The organism is Kribbella sp. (assembly GCF_035687465.1).
In the GTDB taxonomy this organism is placed as follows: Bacteria; Actinomycetota; Actinomycetes; order Propionibacteriales; family Kribbellaceae; genus Kribbella.
In genome coordinates this window covers 1-18,119 of sequence record NZ_DASRXP010000497.1, presented here as the reverse complement: position 1 = coordinate 18,119, position 18,119 = coordinate 1, and the positions used below count along the sequence as shown (strand labels likewise).

18 protein-coding genes, 1 tRNA gene and 1 pseudogene are annotated in these 18,119 nt (G+C 67.7%); 6 read left to right on the top strand and 14 right to left on the bottom strand.

What is annotated here, in order from left to right; all coding sequences use genetic code 11:
* Together VFG33_RS26235 and VFG33_RS26230 are read right to left on the bottom strand one after the other, a co-directional pair.
* A partial coding sequence (locus tag VFG33_RS26235) for an AAC(3) family N-acetyltransferase (RefSeq protein ID WP_325055621.1) occupies positions 1-769 on the bottom strand: 769 nt, incomplete at its 3' end.
* A gap of 98 nt (positions 770-867) precedes the next feature.
* A tRNA-Met gene (locus VFG33_RS26230) sits at positions 868-944 on the bottom strand.
* A gap of 117 nt (positions 945-1,061) precedes the next feature.
* Here VFG33_RS26230 and VFG33_RS26225 point away from each other — a divergent pair.
* Together VFG33_RS26225 and VFG33_RS26220 are read left to right on the top strand one after the other, a co-directional pair.
* A complete protein-coding gene (locus VFG33_RS26225; protein ID WP_325055620.1) occupies positions 1,062-2,027 on the top strand; it encodes a GNAT family N-acetyltransferase in 966 nt (321 codons plus the stop codon).
* 295 nt (positions 2,028-2,322) lie between these two features.
* Entirely contained in the window at positions 2,323-2,727 is a 405-nt protein-coding gene (locus VFG33_RS26220; RefSeq protein ID WP_325055619.1) for a hypothetical protein, read from the top strand.
* Between the two features lie 147 nt (positions 2,728-2,874).
* On the opposite strand, the gene VFG33_RS26215 is transcribed toward VFG33_RS26220, so the two are convergent.
* The 5 genes from VFG33_RS26215 to VFG33_RS26195 are packed head-to-tail and all read right to left on the bottom strand — an operon-like array spanning position 2,875 to position 8,203.
* Complete coding sequence (locus tag VFG33_RS26215; RefSeq protein ID WP_325055618.1) at positions 2,875-5,865, bottom strand: UPF0182 family membrane protein; 2,991 nt, start codon at positions 5,863-5,865, stop codon at positions 2,875-2,877.
* Complete coding sequence (locus tag VFG33_RS26210; RefSeq protein ID WP_325055617.1) at positions 5,862-6,431, bottom strand: PPA1309 family protein; 570 nt, start codon at positions 6,429-6,431, stop codon at positions 5,862-5,864. Before VFG33_RS26210 ends, VFG33_RS26215 begins: the two co-directional genes overlap by 4 nt.
* A gap of 41 nt (positions 6,432-6,472) precedes the next feature.
* Positions 6,473-7,510 (bottom strand): YlbL family protein, encoded by a 1,038-nt coding sequence (locus VFG33_RS26205; protein WP_325055616.1) that lies wholly within the window; start codon positions 7,508-7,510, stop codon positions 6,473-6,475.
* Positions 7,507-7,746 carry a hypothetical protein gene (locus VFG33_RS26200; protein WP_325055615.1) on the bottom strand — a complete coding sequence of 80 codons (240 nt, stop codon included), beginning with the start codon at positions 7,744-7,746 and terminating at the stop codon, positions 7,507-7,509. Before VFG33_RS26200 ends, VFG33_RS26205 begins: the two co-directional genes overlap by 4 nt.
* Before the next feature lie 31 nt (positions 7,747-7,777).
* Positions 7,778-8,203 carry a molybdenum cofactor biosynthesis protein MoaE gene (locus VFG33_RS26195; RefSeq protein WP_325055614.1) on the bottom strand — a complete coding sequence of 142 codons (426 nt, stop codon included), beginning with the start codon at positions 8,201-8,203 and terminating at the stop codon, positions 7,778-7,780.
* A 135-nt stretch (positions 8,204-8,338) separates the two neighbouring features.
* On the opposite strand from VFG33_RS26195, the gene VFG33_RS26190 reads away from it, so the two are divergent.
* Together VFG33_RS26190 and VFG33_RS26185 are read left to right on the top strand one after the other, a co-directional pair.
* Positions 8,339-9,676 carry a zinc-dependent metalloprotease gene (locus VFG33_RS26190; protein ID WP_325055613.1) on the top strand — a complete coding sequence of 446 codons (1,338 nt, stop codon included), beginning with the start codon at positions 8,339-8,341 and terminating at the stop codon, positions 9,674-9,676.
* Positions 9,673-10,215, top strand: a complete 543-nt coding sequence (locus VFG33_RS26185; RefSeq protein WP_325055612.1) for an NUDIX hydrolase — start codon at positions 9,673-9,675, stop codon at positions 10,213-10,215. Before VFG33_RS26190 ends, VFG33_RS26185 begins: the two co-directional genes overlap by 4 nt.
* 201 nt (positions 10,216-10,416) lie before the next feature.
* Here the strand turns inward: VFG33_RS26185 and VFG33_RS26180 are convergent, their stop codons facing one another.
* The 3 genes from VFG33_RS26180 to VFG33_RS26170 all read right to left on the bottom strand — a co-directional run bounded on the left by VFG33_RS26180 (position 10,417) and on the right by VFG33_RS26170 (position 14,046).
* On the bottom strand, positions 10,417-11,028 hold the full coding sequence (locus tag VFG33_RS26180) for a DUF2064 domain-containing protein (protein WP_325055611.1): 612 nt from the start codon (positions 11,026-11,028) through the stop codon (positions 10,417-10,419).
* A gap of 78 nt (positions 11,029-11,106) precedes the next feature.
* Entirely contained in the window at positions 11,107-13,299 is a 2,193-nt protein-coding gene (locus VFG33_RS26175) for an MMPL family transporter (protein ID WP_325055610.1), read from the bottom strand.
* A 210-nt stretch (positions 13,300-13,509) separates the two neighbouring features.
* Positions 13,510-14,046, bottom strand: a complete 537-nt coding sequence (locus tag VFG33_RS26170) for a M48 family metallopeptidase (protein WP_325055609.1) — start codon at positions 14,044-14,046, stop codon at positions 13,510-13,512.
* 511 nt (positions 14,047-14,557) lie between these two features.
* On the opposite strand from VFG33_RS26170, the gene VFG33_RS26165 reads away from it, so the two are divergent.
* Together VFG33_RS26165 and VFG33_RS26160 are read left to right on the top strand one after the other, a co-directional pair.
* Positions 14,558-14,716 (top strand): DUF5679 domain-containing protein, encoded by a 159-nt coding sequence (locus tag VFG33_RS26165; RefSeq protein ID WP_012922897.1) that lies wholly within the window; start codon positions 14,558-14,560, stop codon positions 14,714-14,716.
* A gap of 93 nt (positions 14,717-14,809) precedes the next feature.
* Positions 14,810-16,126, top strand: a complete 1,317-nt coding sequence (locus tag VFG33_RS26160; RefSeq protein WP_325055608.1) for an ABC1 kinase family protein — start codon at positions 14,810-14,812, stop codon at positions 16,124-16,126.
* Positions 16,127-16,132: 6 nt separating this feature from the next.
* Here the strand turns inward: VFG33_RS26160 and VFG33_RS26155 are convergent, their stop codons facing one another.
* The 4 genes and pseudogenes from VFG33_RS26155 to VFG33_RS26140 form a co-directional block, all read right to left on the bottom strand.
* Entirely contained in the window at positions 16,133-16,300 is a 168-nt protein-coding gene (locus VFG33_RS26155) for a hypothetical protein (RefSeq protein WP_325055607.1), read from the bottom strand.
* 132 nt (positions 16,301-16,432) lie between these two features.
* Positions 16,433-16,678 (bottom strand): annotated as a pseudogene (locus VFG33_RS26150) (putative WhiB-interacting protein); the annotation flags it as partial.
* Between the two features lie 13 nt (positions 16,679-16,691).
* A complete protein-coding gene (locus VFG33_RS26145) occupies positions 16,692-16,979 on the bottom strand; it encodes a WhiB family transcriptional regulator (RefSeq protein ID WP_132193680.1) in 288 nt (95 codons plus the stop codon).
* Positions 16,980-17,529: 550 nt separating this feature from the next.
* Positions 17,530-18,119: HRDC domain-containing protein (locus tag VFG33_RS26140; protein ID WP_325055605.1), on the bottom strand; the 590-nt coding region annotated here is incomplete at its 5' end.

The following is an 18,119-nucleotide window of genomic DNA, read 5'->3' as shown; positions in this document are numbered from 1 at the left end:
GGGCGGGGAACAGGTGGCAGGGCGCGCCGAAGATTGGGGCCTGTCGGCCGATTCCTGCGGAGAGAGCGGACCGGGCGATCGCCTCGATGTAGCTGCTTCCGTTGGTGACCGCGTCGTAGTCGAAGGCGCCACGTGAGGTGTCGATGGCCCGGAACGGGTGCCAGACGGTGCCGCCACCTGTGCTGACGGGCATCTCGTAGGACACCCATCGTTTGGGTTCGGCTGTGGCGATGCGCTCGGCATGGTGGATGAGCGTGAGGCTGTCCAGGGGTGCGCCGAGCAGGAGGATCGTCGCGTTTGCCTCGACCAGACGTACGAGCGGCGAACCGGGTCCCCAGGGGTCGTCGTCGAGGCTGCTGTGAGTGAGCCAGTCAGCGTGCGGTCCGACTGCGACCAGATTCATCTCGGGGTGGGCGCTGCGGTGGGCGCCGGGCCAGGTCCTGATGCGTTCGGGGAGCCGACCGTAACGGCGCCGGGCTTCGGAGACGGCGGGATCGAAAGGTGGCATGCCAGTCCGATAGGCGGCTTGTCGATCCTCGGGCCAGCTGGCCAGGTGGTAGGGGTTGTCCTCCCATCCGGCGTACGCCGTGATCGTTCCGTCCGTGCCACAGGCTTTCAGGAGACCTCGCATCACTCCTTCGACTCCGCCGACGATCCACGGAAACGCCGACAACCGGCTGTGGACCATCACGATTCCGCCGGCGGGCAGCCCGCTATCGGTGAGGGCACCGGCGAGTTGATCCGCCGTGATCCACTGCGCGTCGGTCATGGCTCAGTGTTCCTCATGATCGGGTTCGGGCGGCTGACGCCCAGGTCAGAGCCCTGATGACAAAACGAAGGCCTGGACCGTATGGTCCAGGCCTTCTTTGGTAGCGGGGGCAGGATTTGAACCTGCGACCTCTGGGTTATGAGCCCAGCGAGCTACCGAGCTGCTCCACCCCGCGCCGTTGTTGTGTCTTTAGTTTAGGGGATGGGGGCCGTGCAACCAAATCGGTTCCCGGCGTGCCGCTGACCTGCGAAAACCTGTACTGCCGGGGGTGGTCTGGGCGTACCGTCCCGGTATGTCCCGCGTCACTATCCGGCCGTTCGAGAGCGGCGATCTGCGTGCTGCCGCTGTACTGCTCGCTGAGCGGCACGCATTGCATCGGCAGCGTCATCCCCTGTTGCCGGCGGAGTACGAAGATCCGAAGCTCGCCCTGGTCGAGGTTACTGCGGCTTGGGAGACCGAAGGTGCTTCTGGTTCTGTCCTGCTGGACGGTGACGAGCTCAGCGGATACTTGCTGGGGGCTCCTAAACCGTCGCCGGTGTGGGGGCCGAACGTCTGGGTCGAACGCGCCGGGCAGGCCGTGAAGGAACCAGAGACTATTCGGGATCTTTACGGGGATGCGGCAAGCAAGTGGGTGGCGGACGGTGCGACAGCGCAGTACGTGCTGGTGCCGGATCTGCCGGAGCTGGTCGATGCGTGGTTCCGTTTGGGGTTCGGGGCACAGCACGCGCACGCAGTACGGGCTGTGCCGAGCGAGCCAGCGGCTGCGCGGTCCGACCTGACCGTACGACGTGCTGGGCGCGGCGACATCGCAGTACTGGCTGAGCTGGATCTTGTCCTGCCGCAGCATCAGGGATTGTCGCCGGTGTTCTCGGCCGGGGAGGTGCCGACGCTGGAGGAGGCGCTGGCCGACTGGGAGGAGGCGATCGACGACCGGGAGTACGCGACCTTCGTTGCCGAGCGCAACGGCAAGGTGATCGGTTCGTCGATCGGGTGCTCGTTGGAGAAGTCCCAGGCACACAGTGGGTTGGCTCAGCCGGACAACGCCGGGTTCCTCGCCTATGCGGCGGTACTGCCCGAGGCGCGCGGGGCCGGCGCCGGGAGGGCGCTCGGCGAGGCAGTACTGACCTGGGCGGCCGAGGTCGGCTACGACTCCGTGGTGACGGACTGGCGGGTCACGAACCTGTTGTCGTCCAGGGCCTGGCCGCGGTTGGGTTTCGCGCAGACCTTTCACCGGGTGCATCGGATGATCGGGCACTGACCGGCTTGTCCACAGGTTCGGAACTCGTCGGCGGAAACGCTGACGATCGGTGCACTTTCTAGGGCAGGAAAGAAACGCCTGCAGCAAGAGCAGGCGTTCGACGAATCGCCCTGGAGGCAGCCCTATGACTTGCATGACCTCGTCCCATATCGCCCTGGTGACTCGTCGTATCGTGGCCGGATGTGCGCTCGGTCTAGCCGCCCTGACAACTCTGGCGACACCGGCGTCGGCTGCGGGAACGGCTTCCCGGGTCTGGTTCGGTCAACCTCCATCGACTCAGCAGAGGACGTGCACCTTGGACGGATTCGCGATCGACCAACTGCCCGCCGGGCTCGGTTCGCCGAGCGACTTCGAGTACGAGTGGGAGGACGTGGCCTTCCACAGCAGGGTCTGGGAGACCGGGCCCGATCCTGAGGGAGCCACCAAGGTGGATCTGACGATGAAGACGATCCGGGGTGAGCAGGTGATCGACCTGGAGACCCTGCGCGAGTTCCTGACCGAATACCACGAGAAGGATCCGGCCGAGTGGAAGCTGACGCCGCTCCGGATCGGCACCTACGGCGGGTACGCGGCCGACGGCCAGGCGTTCTTCTTCGTCTCCCCGGGGGTCGCGGCCGAGGTGTCGATCGACCGGGCCCGCTACAGCCAGGAAGATCTGCTGACCACCGCAGCGGGCTTCCATCCGGAGGACTCCGTCTGACCCGTGATGGGGCCGACAAGCCGGTAGGTGCCGCTGGCAAGTAAAACGGGCGGCGACACCGATCGTCTCGGTGTCGCCGCCCGGGGTCCAGCCAGTCTCTGCGCCGGCCCTGCCCTCTTCCCAGTTGGTGTCAGCCGGTCAGCGGAATCAGCCGGTCGGGGAGCTTGGTGGGGTCGAGGGTGGAGTTGTCGGCGGGGACGACGGGTTGCCCGACGGCGTTCCGCTCGGCGTTGGAGTCGGCGTCGGCGTCGCGTTGCTGGCGGTAGCGGCCCGTTCGACCGCGGCGTTCATCTTGTTGACCTGGTTCTGGTACTCGGCCAGGTTGCCCGCCTTCAAAGCCGCCTGGGCCGCGTCGTACGCCGTTTGGGCCTCGGTGAGCGCCTGCTTGATCGTCTGGTTGGCCGGTGGCTGGGTAGGCGGTGGCTTGGTTCCGCCGCCGGGATCCTCACCGGTGTCGACCGAGGCGTTGAAGACCTTGCCGAGGGCTTCCTGCAGGGTCGAGCCGAAGGCGACGCGATCACCGAAGCCGACCAGCACGTAGCGCAGGACCGGATAACTACCTGCGCCACTCGTGCGGACCGAGTACACCGGCTGGACGTAGAGCAGACCACCGCCCAATGGCAACGTCAGCAGGTTCCCGTACTGCGCACGGGCACCGCTGCTCGGCTGGTTGAGCGGCAGCAAGGCTGTACGGATCGAATCGTCGGTCTGGAACTTGTTCGCGACTTGTCCTGGACCAGGTATCTGCACGTTGCCCGGCAATCGAAGGATCCGGAACTGCCCGTAGTCCGGCGAGGATGCCTCGGCATCGACGGCCATGAAGGCGGTCAGGTTCTCCCGTTCCGCGTTTGGCACATAGACAGAAGTCAGGGAGAACTTCGGCTCCGGCTGGTCCGGCATCCGCAGTGACAAGTAGAACGGAGGCTGCTTTTGTACCGTGGAGTCAGCAGTGCTGGTGCCGGTCGGGTCGGCGGGCACCCGCCACAGGTCGCTGTTCTGGTACCAGGTGCCGGGGTCCACCACGTGGTACTTGGCCAGCAGGTCGCGCTGCACCTTGAAGATGTCCTCGGGGTAGCGCAGGTGCGACATCAGGGCGGGCGAGATGTCGGACTTGGGCTTGACCGTGCCGGGGAAGGCCTTCATCCAGGTCTTCAGGATCGGGTCGCTGTCGTCCCACGCGTACAGGTCGACCGAGCCGTCGTAGGCGTTCACGACCGCCTTGACCGAGTTGCGGATGTAGTTGATCTCCTCGCTGGGCTGCGAGGCGATCGCGCCGCGACCGGTGGTGGTGTCGCGGGTGCTGTCGTCCAGGGCGACCTTCTGCGAGTACGGGTAGTTGGCCGTGGTGGTGTAGCCGTCGATGATCCAGACCACCTGACCGTCCACGACGGCCGGGTACGGGTCGCCGTCCGGGGTCAGCCACGGGGCGGCTTTCTCCACCCGCTCGCGCGGGTTGCGGTCGTAGAGGATCTTCGAGTCGCTGTTCACCCGGCTGGACAGCAGGATGTTCGCGTCCCGGAACTTGGTGGCGTAGAGCAGCCGGTTGCCGAAGGAGTCGAGTCCCACGCCGCCCTTGCCGGTGTACGTGTTCAGGGTCGGGTCACCGCCGGTCTTGCCCTCCGGGGTGTCCAGCTCGACCGCGGGAGCGCCCTTGGGGGCTCCGACGATCGAGTAGTCCGGGGACTGCTCGCCGAAGTAGATCCGCGGCTCGTAGTCACCGAGCTCACCGGTCGGCGGCAGGTCCTTCTCCGACCACACCGGCGACCCGTCCTCGGCCCGCTGGTTGCCGTAGGCCGCGACCACACCATAACCGTGGGTGTACACGGTGTGGTCGTTGTTCCAGTTGCGCTGGCCCGCCGGCAGCCGGTCGACCTGCACCTCGCGAACGGCGATCACAGTGTCGCGGACCTCGTTGCCGATCTTGTAGCGGTCGACGTCGAGGTCGGTCGGGAAGGAGTAGAAGCCGCGCACCTGCTGCAACTGCTCGAAGGTCGGACCGACCACGCTCGGGTCGATCAGCCGGATCCCCGGCAGCACCTCCGCATCGGACGACAACTGCTGCGGTTTCGCCTGCGTCGTTGCCGCGTAGTCGATGACCTTGGTGTTCTCCAGCCCGTACGCCTGCCGGGTCGCCTCAATGTTCTTGGTGATGTACGACGCTTCCTTCACCGGCTCGCTCGGGCGGACGCGCAACTGCTGAAGGGCCGCCGGCCACAACGCGCCGAGCAGGATCGCGGACAGCACCAGCACCACGGTGCCGACCCCTGGGAGCAGCCAGGTCTTGCGCACGACGTTCGCGAAGAACAAGCCGGCACAGAGCACCGCTATGACCGCCAGAATCTCCTTGCTGGGCAGGACCGCATGGTCGCCCGTGTAGGAGATACCGGTGAAGAGACGACTGTCGGAGGTGGTCAAGCCGTACCGGTCGAGCCAGTAGCTGAAGGCCTTGAGCAGAACGAGCAACCCGAGCAGCACCGAGAACTGGACCTGCGCGGAGCCGGAAGCTTTTTGGCCCTTCGCGGACGGGCGGAACCCGCCGTACAGGTAGTGGGTGATGATCGCGGCGACCAGGGAGAGCAGGACGATCGAGTAGCCGAAGCCGAGCAGGACGCGCAGCCACGGGTAGTCGAAGACGAAGAACGAGATGTCCAGGTTGAACTGCTTGTCCTTGATCCCGAACGAGGTCTGGTTCCGCCAGGCCAGGAAGACCTTCCACTCCCCCGAGGCGGCCGAGCCGCCGAAGATCAGCATCAGGGCGCCCAGCACGCCGACGGCGATCTTGCCGCGCTGCTGCAGCATTTCGCCGTACCGCTCGAAGCCGGGGCTCGGCGACGGGGCGAGTGCGACGCGTGGACGGGTGCGGAACGCGATGATCACGTTCGCCACCACCGCGGCGGCCATCAGCAGCCCGACCACGAAGAAGAGCAGCACCCGGGTGCCGAGCACGGTGCTGAACACCGAGCCCAGATCGAGCGACCGGAACCAGAGCCGCTGGGTCCACAGGTCGGTGAAGACGCTGAAGAGGATCAGCAACACGATCAGGGTGGCGATGGTGGGCAGCAAGGCTTTGGGCCGCTGACCGGGCGTTCGCCGCGACCGCCGCGGCTCCTCCGGCATGTCATAGACGCCGTCGCTCATGATCGCTTCTCCTCGTCGTCACTCTCAGCCTCGACTCCACCGTTCGCTGACGCGGCAGCGGCCGAGGGTTCGAATGTCAAAGACAGTACTTGGCAAAGCGTGGGGACCAAGTCGCTCCCCGTGAGAACCGCCGAATCCTCGTCGTGTGTGCGCAGCCGGACGGCGCCGAAACGGTCGCCCTCGCGCAGGACGGCGGCGACCATCCGGACCTCGTGCCGACGCGGATCGCTGCCGGCCATCCGGGCCAGTTCCGCGTCCGACTCGGCCTCGGACAGACCTGCCTCGGCCGCGGCAGGCAACACGATCCGCTCGACCGCCAGGGCGCAACCACTGACGCCGTCGGGCCACTCGATCTGTGCCAGCGCGTCGGCCAGGTGCTCGTCGTCGACGCCACCGGGAAGCTCGCCCTGGGCCACCGGGGTCAGCGGCTGCGAGGCATCCTCCGCGCCGAGCTCGGCGGCCAGTTGGGGTTCGGCCCGGAGCAGGTCCTCGGTCGGCACCAGTGCGAACAGCTGCGCGGGCTGGTCCCAGCCCGCGCCGCTGACGTGCTTCTCGATCTCGATCACCGCACGGCTCAGAGCATCGGGGGGCAGAGTTCCTTCAGGACCTACGGGGTACATGCCGGGACGTCTCCAGTTCCACTGGCCAGTGCTGTCAGTGCGCCGATCGCCTCGTTCAGGGTGGTGATCTTCACCAGGCGGATGTCCTTCACGCCGGAGTGCAGGGCGGCCTCGCAGTTCGGGCCCGGGACCAGGAACACGGTCGCCCCGTCCTCCTTGGCGCCGGCGATCTTCTGCTGGATGCCGCCGATGGCGCCGACCTGGCCGAGCGCGTCGATGGTGCCGGTGCCGGCGATGTGCTTGCCGTCCAGCAAGGGCCCAGGGGTCAACTTGTCGTAGATGGCCAGCGCGAACGCAGTACCGGCGCTCGGGCCGCCGATGTCCTGGCCGAGGCTGATGGACACCTTCACCGCGGAATAGACACCGACGTTGATGCCGACCATCGGACGGGTCGGGTCATCCGGCGCCGCCGCAGCCTTGACAACCACGGTCTGTTCCTTGCCGCCGCGGCGGACCAGGAAGGTGACCTCGTCGCCGACCTTGTTCTTCCGGACCAGATCGCCGACCTGCGGGACGAGCTTCGCCACGACTCCGTCGACCTTCAGGATCACGTCACCGGCCTTGAGTTGGCCGTCGGCCGGGCTGTCCGGCGACACCGACGACACCATCGGGTTGTACGGCACGCCGGCCTCTTGCAGGGCCGCGGCGACCGCGCTGTCCTGCGAGCCGGTCATCTCCGCGGTGTTCTGCTGCTCGACCTCGTCGGCGCTCTGGTCCGGCGGATAGATGATGTCGCGCGGGAACAGGTCGTGGTGCGGGTCGAGCCAGTTCCGCATCGCCTGCGGCAGGGTGAGTTCGCGGTCCGGCGAGGTCACCGACACCGTGGTCAGGTCGAGCACACCGGTGGTCGGGTAGGTCTGGTGGCCGGTGACCTCGATCACCGGCTTGCCCTTGGTGTCCCCGAGGGTGTCGCGCACCGGGCCCGGGCTGAACGACACGAACGGCACCGCGAAGACGGTGACGAGACCGAGAGAGAAGACGAGCACGAGGATCGAGGTGACCAACGTGGCGGTACGACGAGTCACGAACCCTGCCCTGCGATCTTGAGCTTCTGGAAGAGACCGCGCAGTCGCCCGCGCGGCTCGGGGACGGCCCGGGGGCCGGGTGCAGCGAGGGCCTCGTTGAACCTGCGGAAGTCCTCGACGGAGGCGAAGGCGCCACCGGACCGGCGCGGACCACGGCTCCGGCCGCGCCAGGCCGCCCAGCACATGGCCGCGACGGTGGCTGCCAGCGGGAACGCCAGCCAGGCCAGCACCTTCATCCGGTCACCTTCATGCGCCCCAGCGTACGTGTCAACAAGCACCGACCCACTCGCTGGCACCGTCGGTGAAGGACTGCTGTTTCCAAATCGGAACCTCGGCCTTGAGATCGTCGATCAGCCGCCGGCACGCGGTGAAGGCCACCTCGCGGTGCGCGGCGGCCACACCGACGATCACCGCGGCGTCACCGATCACCAGCGGACCGGTCCGGTGCACGGCCGCGAGCGCGATCACGGCCGGGTCCTCGCAGATCCGTTCGGCGACCTTGCGCAGGTGCTCCAGCGCCTCCGGATGGGCCTCGTAGCTCAGCTCGTCGACGGGCCGGTCGTGGTCGTGGTTGCGCACGGTGCCGACGAAGAGCGCCGTACCGCCGGCCGCGGGATCGGAGATCGCGGCCAGCACCTCGTCGCTGGACAGCACGGACTCACGGATGTCCAGCAGCCTGATCGCCTCTGTCATAACCATTCCTCAACTCTGCGCCCGAGAACCTAGCTGCGCCCAATAATCTGGAAGGGCGTTCGCTGATGGAGGAACGGTACGCGGTAACCAGTACGTTGGAGTTGTACGCCCCACTGCACAGGAAGGCCCACTCCGATGAGCGACGAACCGGACAACCCGTTCAAGGGAACTCCGTTCGAGGCCATGTTCCAGCAGTTCTCCGGTGCGGCCGGCGCGGGCGGCGCCCCTGACCTGAACGCGATTTTCGCTCAGGTCCAGCAGCTGCTCAGCGGTTCGACCGACGGCAAACCGGTGAACTGGGATCTGGCCAAGGACATCGCCCGTAAGACCGTCTCCGCCACCGGAGACCGGTCCGTCACGCAGACCGACCACCAGCGAGTGGCCGACGCGGTGCGGCTGGCCGAGCACTGGCTGGACCAGGCGACCACGTTGCCCGAGGCGTCCGCCACCTCTGCCGCCTGGAGCCGGGCCGAGTGGGTGGAGAACACCCTGCCGGTCTGGCAGACCGTGGTCGACCCCGTGGCCGAGCACGTGGCCGGCGCGATGGGCAGTGCTCTGCCGGCCGAGGCGCAGCAGCTCGCCGGGCCGATGGCAGGCATGCTCCGCCAGCTCGGCGGCTCCATCTTCGGGGCCCAGGTCGGGCAGGGACTCGGCGAGCTGGCAGGCGAAGTGGTGAGCTCGTCCGACATCGGACTGCCGCTCGGCCCTGCCGGTCAGGCTGTACTGATCCCCGACAACGTCGCGAAGTTCGCCGAGGGTCTCGGCCTGACCGACGAGGACGTCCGGCTGTACCTGGCTCTGCGCGAGTGCGCGCACCAGCGGCTGTTCGCCGGGGTGCCGTGGCTACGGCAGCACCTCTTCGCCCACGTCGCCGACTACGCCGCGGGGATCGAGGTCGACACCGGCAAGATCGAGCGCGCGATGGCCGACGTGGACATGCAGAACCCGGAGGCGATGCAGGCAGCCCTTGCGGACGGCCTGTTCGAGCCCGAGGACTCCGAGCAGCAGAAGGCCGCACTCGTCCGCCTCGAGACCGCGCTCGCCCTGGTCGAGGGCTGGGTCGACGACGTCGTCCGCGAGGCGACCAAGGACCGGATGCCCGCCGCCGTCCAGCTCGCAGAGACCGTACGGCGCCGCCGCGCCGCGGGTGGTCCCGCGGAGCAGACCTTCGCCACTCTCGTCGGACTCCAGCTCAGGCCACGTCGTCTGAGGGATGCGGCGAACCTGTGGGCCGCAGTACGGGATGCGCGCGGGATCGAGGGGCGCGACGAGCTGTGGTCGCACCCGGATCTGTTGCCGACCGCCACCGACCTGGACGACCCGATCGGGTTCGCCCAGCACGCGGGCGAGCTGGCCGACATCGACATCAGCGACTTCCTGACTGATGAGTCCAGTTTGACCGACGAGTCCAGCCTGACTGATGACGACGACCCGAAGGATGACGAGGGCAACCAACCGGGCACCAACAAGTGACGTTGCATGACGACGCGACCGCGGTTCTGACCGACTGGGAACCGCCGGACGCCGCCCAGGCGGAGCTGCGCCTGCACTACCTGAACCATCTCGCGAAGTACGAGGACGCGATGTGGCGCAGTTGCCGGCCAGAACATCTGACGGCCTCCGCCCTGGTCCTGGATCCGTCCGGGACCAGGGTGCTGCTGACCCTGCACAAGACGGTGAACCGCTGGCTGCAACTCGGCGGGCACTGCGAGACGGGCGACACCTCGCTCGCCGCCGCCGCGTTGCGGGAGGCGACCGAGGAGTCCGGCCTGAGTGGTCTGCGGATCGACCCCAATCCGCTACAGCTGTCGCGTCATGAACTGCTGGCCGGCGGCTGCAAAGGCGCCTTCCACCTCGACGTTCAGTACTTGGTGACCGCCGGCGCCGCTACGGAGTTCGTAGTCAGCGAGGAGTCGCACGAGCTGGCCTGGTTCGGGATCGACGCGTTGCCGGACGGCATCGACCAGACGGTCGAAGACCTGGTGAAGAGGGCGTACCGGCCGGTCATCTGATGGTTCACGGGCCGGTGGGGCCGTCGTTGCCTCCCCTGTGCCCTGCCGATCTCACCGCCCCTGAACGGCACCGGCAGGGCTGTTGCCAACGACGGCCCCAATGCTCCCCGTGACTTGCTCCCCGTGAGTCCCCCGCTACCCCGTGAGTTCCCCCGTACCCCGCTGCCTGGTGAAACGAGCCAGCGGGGAGAAGGTGACGGGTCAGGCACCTCGAAGAATCGAGCGGGTCGCATCCCAGCCCTCGAGGCCCGGATCCAGCCGCGCCAGGTCGGCCGCCGAGCGCAGCCGATGCCAGCCGGGACCGATCGCGACAGCGTGCCTGCGGGGCTTCACTTCCTCGAGCGCGGCCAGTGGGGTGTCGAAGCCGGGCGAGGCCGCCGCGACCCAGTCAGCAACCGGTAGACCCACCCCGATGGCAGCGAGCGTCCCGTCCTCAGCAGGAGTCACCGCAATGTCAGCCGAGCTCAGTGCGCGGAACAACTTCCCGATCAGGAGCCCCGGCAGGTCCGGCACATCATGGCTGACCGCTACCACGGCCGCTGCGGGTCCCACCTGAGCAACGGCATCCAGTACCGGCCGGGCCGCGTCAACGCCGTACGCGGGTGTTCCTGGCCAGGTGAGTGCAGCGACCTCCGCCACGGCCGATTCATCCCCGCCGGCAACGGCCACGGCAACATCGACCCGGTCAAGAGCCGCCAGTACTTCGTACGTGTCCTCGGCCAACGCCAACCGCCAGGCACCTGGCTCACGCCCCGGCGGAGCCCACGTGGCAGCCGCCGGAACCACCATGACGACGACGCGACGGTCATTCATCCGGCAACCTTCGCACAGCTCCAAGCAGGACGCCCCGCCCAGGGATCACCCGGGCGGGACGTTGCGTCGTACGGAGGGCTAACCGACGGGGGCCAGTTCGCGCTCTTCCTCAGGGGCGGTGGTGGGGACGGCGTGCTTCGGCTGCTTGCCGCGGATCCACTTGGGGGCCCACCAGTTGGCGTCGCCCAGCAGGATCATCGCGCTGGGGAGGACGACCGCCCGGATGATGGTCGCGTCGATCAGGATGGCGACGGCCAGACCGACTCCGAGTTGCTTCATGTCCAGCGTGCTCAGCGTCGCGAAGACCGCGAACACCCCGATCATCACCGCGGCCGCACTCGTCACCACACCGGCCGAACCGGTGATCCCGTCCGCGACCGCCTGCCGGGTCGGCACTCCCTTGAGCACGGACTCGCGGATCCGGCTGACCACGAACACGTGGTAGTCCATCGACAGCCCGAACAGCACCACGAAGAGGAACAGTGGCAGCCAGGAGACGACCGAACCGTTCGACCGGAAGTCGAGGATGCCCTCCGCCCAGGTGTTCTGGAACACCGCCGTCAGGACCCCGTACGCCGCACCGGCGCTCAGCAGGTTGAGCAGGATCGCCGTGACGGCGACGACCACGGACCTGAACGTCACCACCATCACGATGAACGTCAGCAGCAGGACGAACCCGATCACCAGCGGCAACTTCGCCCGGGTGTGCGCCGCGTAGTCGACATCGGCCGCCACGAACCCGCCGACCGCATACTCGACGCCCGGCACCTTGCCGACGGTCTGCGGCATCAGCTCTGTGCGCAGCTTGGTCAAGGAGTCCCGTGCCTCGTCGCTGCCGCCTTCATGGGGACTTGCGACCTCGAGCACGGTGACCGTGCCGTCCTTGGAGACCCGCGGCTCCTCCAGCCCGTCCTGCGCATACAAGTTGTCGCTCTTCGTCCGCTGGACCAGCTCGGCCAGGGCAGCCTGTACTGCCGGCTGCTGATTCGCCGGAGCCCGTACTGCGACCTCGTGGCTCGTGCCGGTGCTCGGGAAAGCCGCGGTGAGGCGGTCGTACGCCTTCATGACTGCCGTGTCTCGCGGAAGGTCCTCGGTACCGGGGAACTTCAGCGTCATGCCGAGTGCGGGTGATGCCACTGCGAGTAATGCGATCACAGAGACGAGCAGGGTGGCCACCGGGTGCTTCAGGGCCGGTTTCAGCACCTTCGGCCAGAAGCGGGGCTCACCATTGCGCGCGGTGAGGCGCCACAGCAGCGGGATGCGCGGGCGGTCCACCCAGCGGCCGAGCTTGGCGAGCACCGCCGGCAGCACGGTCAGCGAACCGACCACCGCCACGGCGACGACCATGATCGAGCCGACCGCGAACGAGGAGAACACCGCGTCCCGGGCGAGGAACAGCCCGGCCATCGAGATGATCACCGCGATACCGGAGACGACGACCGCGTGGCCCGACGTCGCGGCAGCGATCTCGACCGCGTCGACGTGACCGCGGCCCTTGGCTCGCTCCTCGCGTTCCCGGCGGACATAGAACAGCGAGTAGTCGACTCCGACCGCCATGCCGATCAGCAGGATCACGCTGTTCACCGCGTCGACCGCGGGGACCAGTTGGGAGGCGGCCGCCGAGAGCCCGATGGCCGCGGCGACCGAGGACAGAGCGAGCAGCAGCGGCACCGAAGCGGCGATGAGTGCGCCGAACGCGATCAAGAGGATCGCCAGCGTCACCGGCAGGCTGAACATCTCGGCCCGCTGGAAATCCTTGCCCAGTGTCTCGTCCAGCGCCTTGCCGATGGACTCGTTCCCGACCTCCTCGATCCGCAGGCCCGGGTGCTCCTGCTGGATCTTGGCGGTGGTGTCGAGCAGCGGCTGCACCCGGTCGGCCTCGTCGTCGCCGTCCTTCAGGGTGACCCTGACGATCAGGGCCTCCTTGCCCGGCGACAGGATCGGCCGGGCGACCTCCGCGACCCCACCGAGGGCGCGCATCCGCTCCGTCACGACCCCGGCAACCTTGTTCGCCTCGGCCTGGTCGAGAGCCCCCGATGGCGCTGTGATCAGCACACTCTCGACGTCCGGGTCGTCGAAGTTGCCGGCCTTGACGATGTTGTCGGCCCGGGTCACCTCGCCGATGTCGCCCTCGTTGTCGGACTCCTTGGTGCCGGTCATCGACCCGAGCGCGAAGCAGGCGACGACGACCATCACCCACATGCCGATCGCCCGCCACGGATGGGTGGCACTCCAGCGTGCCGCCCGGACCGTGAGTTGTCCCCTGGCCATGGTTCCCTACCCCTCTGCGCCCCCACGGCGCACCCTCCCAGCCCGGCCCGACGCCTCGCTGGTCACGGGTCTCAGCCTCCCGGCCGGCGGGGGTGCACCACCATGCAGGAATCCACCCAGTCCTCCCTGGGGCCTGCCCCACCCCGCCCCTGGCGAAAACCCCACCCACCCCCTGCGAGAAGCCCCAGCGACAGGCTCGCAGTACGGGTCTCAGAAGTCGTCGAGGGTGAGGTTGGCGGCGGCGGTGATGCCTTCGAGGTAGCCCTCGGCGCGCTCGGATTTGGGGTAGCGGTGGACCAGTTTCCAGAACGCAGCGTTGTGGGCCGGCTCCACCAGGTGAGCGAGCTCGTGCACCAGGACGTAGTCGACGACCCAGGCCGGCATGGTCTGCAGACGGACGGACAGGCGGATCGAACGGTCCGCCGGAGTACAGGATCCCCAGCGTCGATTCTGGTTCGAAACCCACCGGACAGACGCAGGTTCGGGCACTTCAGGGAGGTGACGACACGCCAATTCGTGTGCTCTGGCCAACAATTTATCGTCCGACACGCGGGACCGGCTGCGCTGCCTGTCGAGGCGCTGGAGCATGGTTTCGACCCAGCGCGCCTCCTCCGCGGCGGACAGCCGGTCGGGCATCAGCACGACCACCCGCTCGCCGTCCCGGTAGGCGCTGACGGTCCGCTTCCGCCGCTTGCTGCGGCGGATGTCCACGTACGGCGGGATCGGGCGCGGTGGAGAGTCGGCCATGGATCAAACCGTATCTCCCGATTCCCCCAACTTTTTTCCGTCCACACCCTGTGCACGAACGTTTCCGCAGGTCAGAGGCCATTTCGGGAAACCCTGATCGTTGTTTGTTCACATCCTGTTCCCCCGCTCGTCCACAGTGCCGCCCGGCGTGCCCCACAGCTTGCCCACAGGGTTATCCACAGGCGTGGACAACCGGGTCTTGCCAGCACGCCGGGCGCCTCCTAGCGTCAATGCCAACAAGCTCCCGGACCGCCTCCGGGGCCGCTCGGAGGGGAAGCCGAGTGGTTCCGGAGGCGGACTCCCGGGAGCTTGTTCCGTGACGGAACAAATCCGGGAAAGGGTTTTCCCAGCGGTGCCCGGACCGGGAGTCGCGCTTGAACGGCGCCCAGCCTGCCGTAGGGTGAATCCCGACTGGGCCGAACGGCCTACGGCAGGAACCACTGCCGTTAGCATCCACGACGGCCAGGGGCCAACCACCCCGGCTGGTATTCAGAGCAAGGAGAGGGCCCTCATGGCAGAGACCTGGAGCGGCGAGTTCTACTGCGTCAAGTGCAAGGCCAAGCGCACCGCCGACGGCGAGGTCAAGGTCAACGACAAGGGCACGCGCATGGCCAAGGCCAAGTGCCCCGAGTGCGGTACGAACCTGAACCGGATCCTCGGCAAGGCCTGACGCACCAAGTCGTAGGGGCGGTGGTGGGACCCACCCGGGTCGTACCACCGCCCCTGTGTCGTTCCGGCTTGGGCGACCCGACAGAATAGGACCGTGTCAGACCTCCCCCGCAAGGCGTTGAGCCGGACCGCCAAGCTCGCCAGCCTGCCGCTCGGCGTCGCCGGGCGCGCGACGGTCGGTCTGGGCAAGCGGATCGGTGGTGCTCCGGCCGAGACCGTACTGGCCGAGTTCCAGCGCCGGACCGCGGACCAGCTGTTCTCCGTCCTGGGAGAGCTCAAGGGCGGCGCGATGAAGTTCGGGCAGATGCTGAGCCTGATGGAGACCGCGATGCCCGAGGAGCTCGCGGCGCCGTACCGGGCGACTCTGACCAAGCTGCAGGACTCCGCACCACCGATGCCGGCCTCGACCGTGGACACGATCCTTGTCCGGGAGCTGGGCAAGCGCTGGCGGGACCGGTTCGAGGAGTTCGACGACCTGCCCGCCGCGGCCGCGTCGATCGGCCAGGTGCATCGAGGCATCCTCAAGGACGGCCGCGAGGTCGCGGTCAAACTGCAGTACCCAGGCGCCGCGGAGGCGCTCAGATCCGACCTGCGCCAGCTAGGGCGGTTCGCCCGGACGTTCGGCACGCTGATCCCGGGGCTGGACGCCAAGCCGCTGATCGCCGAGTTGCAGGAACGCATCGGCGAGGAACTGGACTACGACCGCGAGGCCCAGGCCCAGCAGCAGTACGCCGACGCCTTCAGGGACCACCCCGAGTTCGTGGTCCCCCGCGTCATCAAGCACTCCCCCTCGGTCATCGTGTCCGAGTGGATCGAGGGCAAGCCGCTGTCGCGGGTGATCGCCGACGGCACCCAGACCGAGCGGGACGAGATCGGCCTGAAGTACGTCCGGTTCATGTTCAGCGGGCCCCGGCTCGCCGGGCTGCTGCACTCAGACCCCCATCCCGGCAACTTCCGGGTGATGGCTGACGGACGCCTCGGCGTAGTCGATTTCGGCCTCTGCGCGCGGCTTCCCGACGGGCTGCCGCCCGCCATCGGCCGGCTGCTGCGGATCTCGCTGGAAGGCGATGGCGCCGCGGTGGTCGAGGGTCTGCGGGCCGAAGGGTTCATCAAGCCGCGGATGGAGATCGATCCGAAACAGCTGATGGACTACCTGGCGCCCTTTGCGGAGCCGGCCCGGGCCGACACGTTCCAGTTCAGCCGGGCGTGGATGCGGGAACAGGCGAGCCGGACCGGGGATTTCCGCTCGCCCAGCGCGTCGATGGCGCTGAAGATCAACCTGCCGCCGTCGTACCTGCTGATCCATCGGGTCTGGATCGGCGGGATCGCAGTACTGTCCCAACTGGAGGCGGAGGCGCCGTTCAAGGCCACCCTGGAGGAGTTCCTGCCCGGCTTCGCCCCGGTGCGGTAAGCCCGCTCACCACCAGGCGCTGTCGAGCTTTCCCTCGATGCTGCGAACGTTGTCCCGCGCGCAGCGGTCGCAGTACACGAGCTTGCGCCCGTTCTCGACCGAGGTCACCCAGGTGAGCGGAAGGTCCTCCCCCTCGGCCTGCTGACCACACAACGCACAGGTCGGATTCACCATGCCTCTAGTCTGCAGCAGGCCTGAAGACATGCCGAGGGGCGGCATCCGGGTGGATGCCGCCCCTCGGGGTTCAGCTGGACTTGGGCGGGCTTCGGAGATCGGCTCCTGCCGCTTCAGTCTGTGCCGGGTGGATCAGACCAGCCGGGCAAGGGTGAGGCGCGCCTTTGCGCTGGCCCTCTCCGCTTTCCGGGTGGCCCGCTCGGCCTGCTTCTGGGCCCGGACGAGCTGGCTCGCCAGGTGGAAGCGCCGGTACTGCTCTGCGTCGTCCAGTTTGTTACGACAATGAGCACGAGCAAGATCTTCTTGAAGTAAATGCATTTCAACTCTCCTGGGTGACATCTGGGTCTTCATGACTTGAGGTCTCGATTCGGGATTCGGGTCGGTCGTCGGGTCAGGCTGCGGTCACGGTGTCGCACTTGCGTGGACGCCCACGGGGCCGCTTACGCGGAACCACCACACCCTGGACGAACAGTTCTCCTCCCCACACTCCCCACGGCTCCGAGCGCTCGAGCGCTCCGGCCAGGCACTCGGCCTTCAGCGGGCAGGTGGTGCAAAGAGACTTGGCGTACTCCACATCCGCCGGGGATTCGGCGAAGAAGAGTTCTGGTGCGTAGGACCGACAGGGCAGGTCCTGCGCGGTGGCCACCTCGGTGAATGCATCGAGGAAGCTAACGCTCATTCCGGTCACCTCCTGAGTGACTGTCTGCTGATCTCTTGTCGTCGGCGACGACCACCGGTTGGTGGCCGACGAAACTGTGTCGGACAAACAAAAGGGCCGCGGGACCCTTGGTGGGTTCCGCGGCCTTGGAGGTGCCGGCTGACTTCTTGAGTCAGACCGGTGGACTCCATGCTCGAGAACCCGGACCGCCGTACTTCACATCACCGACAGCTCCGCCCTGGATCGGGGCAGCGCTGGAGGCCAGGAGCACAACGGTCGTGCCGTGCAGGCGCGACGGGGCACCCTGAATCGGGGCGCACGGACGCGCGACTACGCCGAACGGCTGCTTGATCATGTTCGTCATCATCTCCAAGGCACCTCCTCTCGTTGTGGCGAAGCGGGCGGCAAGCTCGATCGCTATGGTTTGAAGTTTTCGGCCATGACTCGGCCGCAGAAAGAACAGTACGCCGAGTCCTCGCGGGCCCGCAAACTATTTAACGGCAGTTTCTGCACTTGGCCGGAAGTTGCCTCCGCGAGGCCCCGAAGAGCTGCCCGATCGGGCAGCGCCGAGTCAGCGGGTGCAGATGTTCAGCACCGGTTCGCCGTACTTCGTGAGCTTGGTCCGGCCGATCCCGGGGATCCGGAGCAGGGCCCGTTCGTCGGTCGGGCAGGCCTCCGCGATCGCGGTCAGCGTCGCATCGGTGAAGATGACGAAGGCGGGCATGTTCTCGGCGGCAGCCCGCTCGGCGCGCCACTCGAACAGCGCGTCGTACAGCTTCTGGTCCATCGACGACGGGCAGTCCTCGCAGCGTCCGAGCTTGCGGGCACCCGGGTCGAGCAGCCCGCGGCCGCAGACCCGGCACTTCGGGATCGGCTTGTCCGACCGGGAGGTGCGGGCGGTCCGCGGTACCGCCTCCTGCTCCGCGACCCGGGACGTCCGCACGCCGAGCGAGTCGAGGAACCTGGTCGGGCCACGCTGGCCGCGTCCCCCCGGCGAACGGGAGGTGGACCAGCTGACCGAGAGCTGGTCCTTCGCGCGCGTCACGCCGACGTAGAACAGCCGCCGCTCCTCCTCGACCTGGGCCGGCGTCTGGGCATAGGTGATCGGGAGCGTGCCCTCGTGGGCGCCGACGATGAAGACGCAGCCCCACTCCAGGCCCT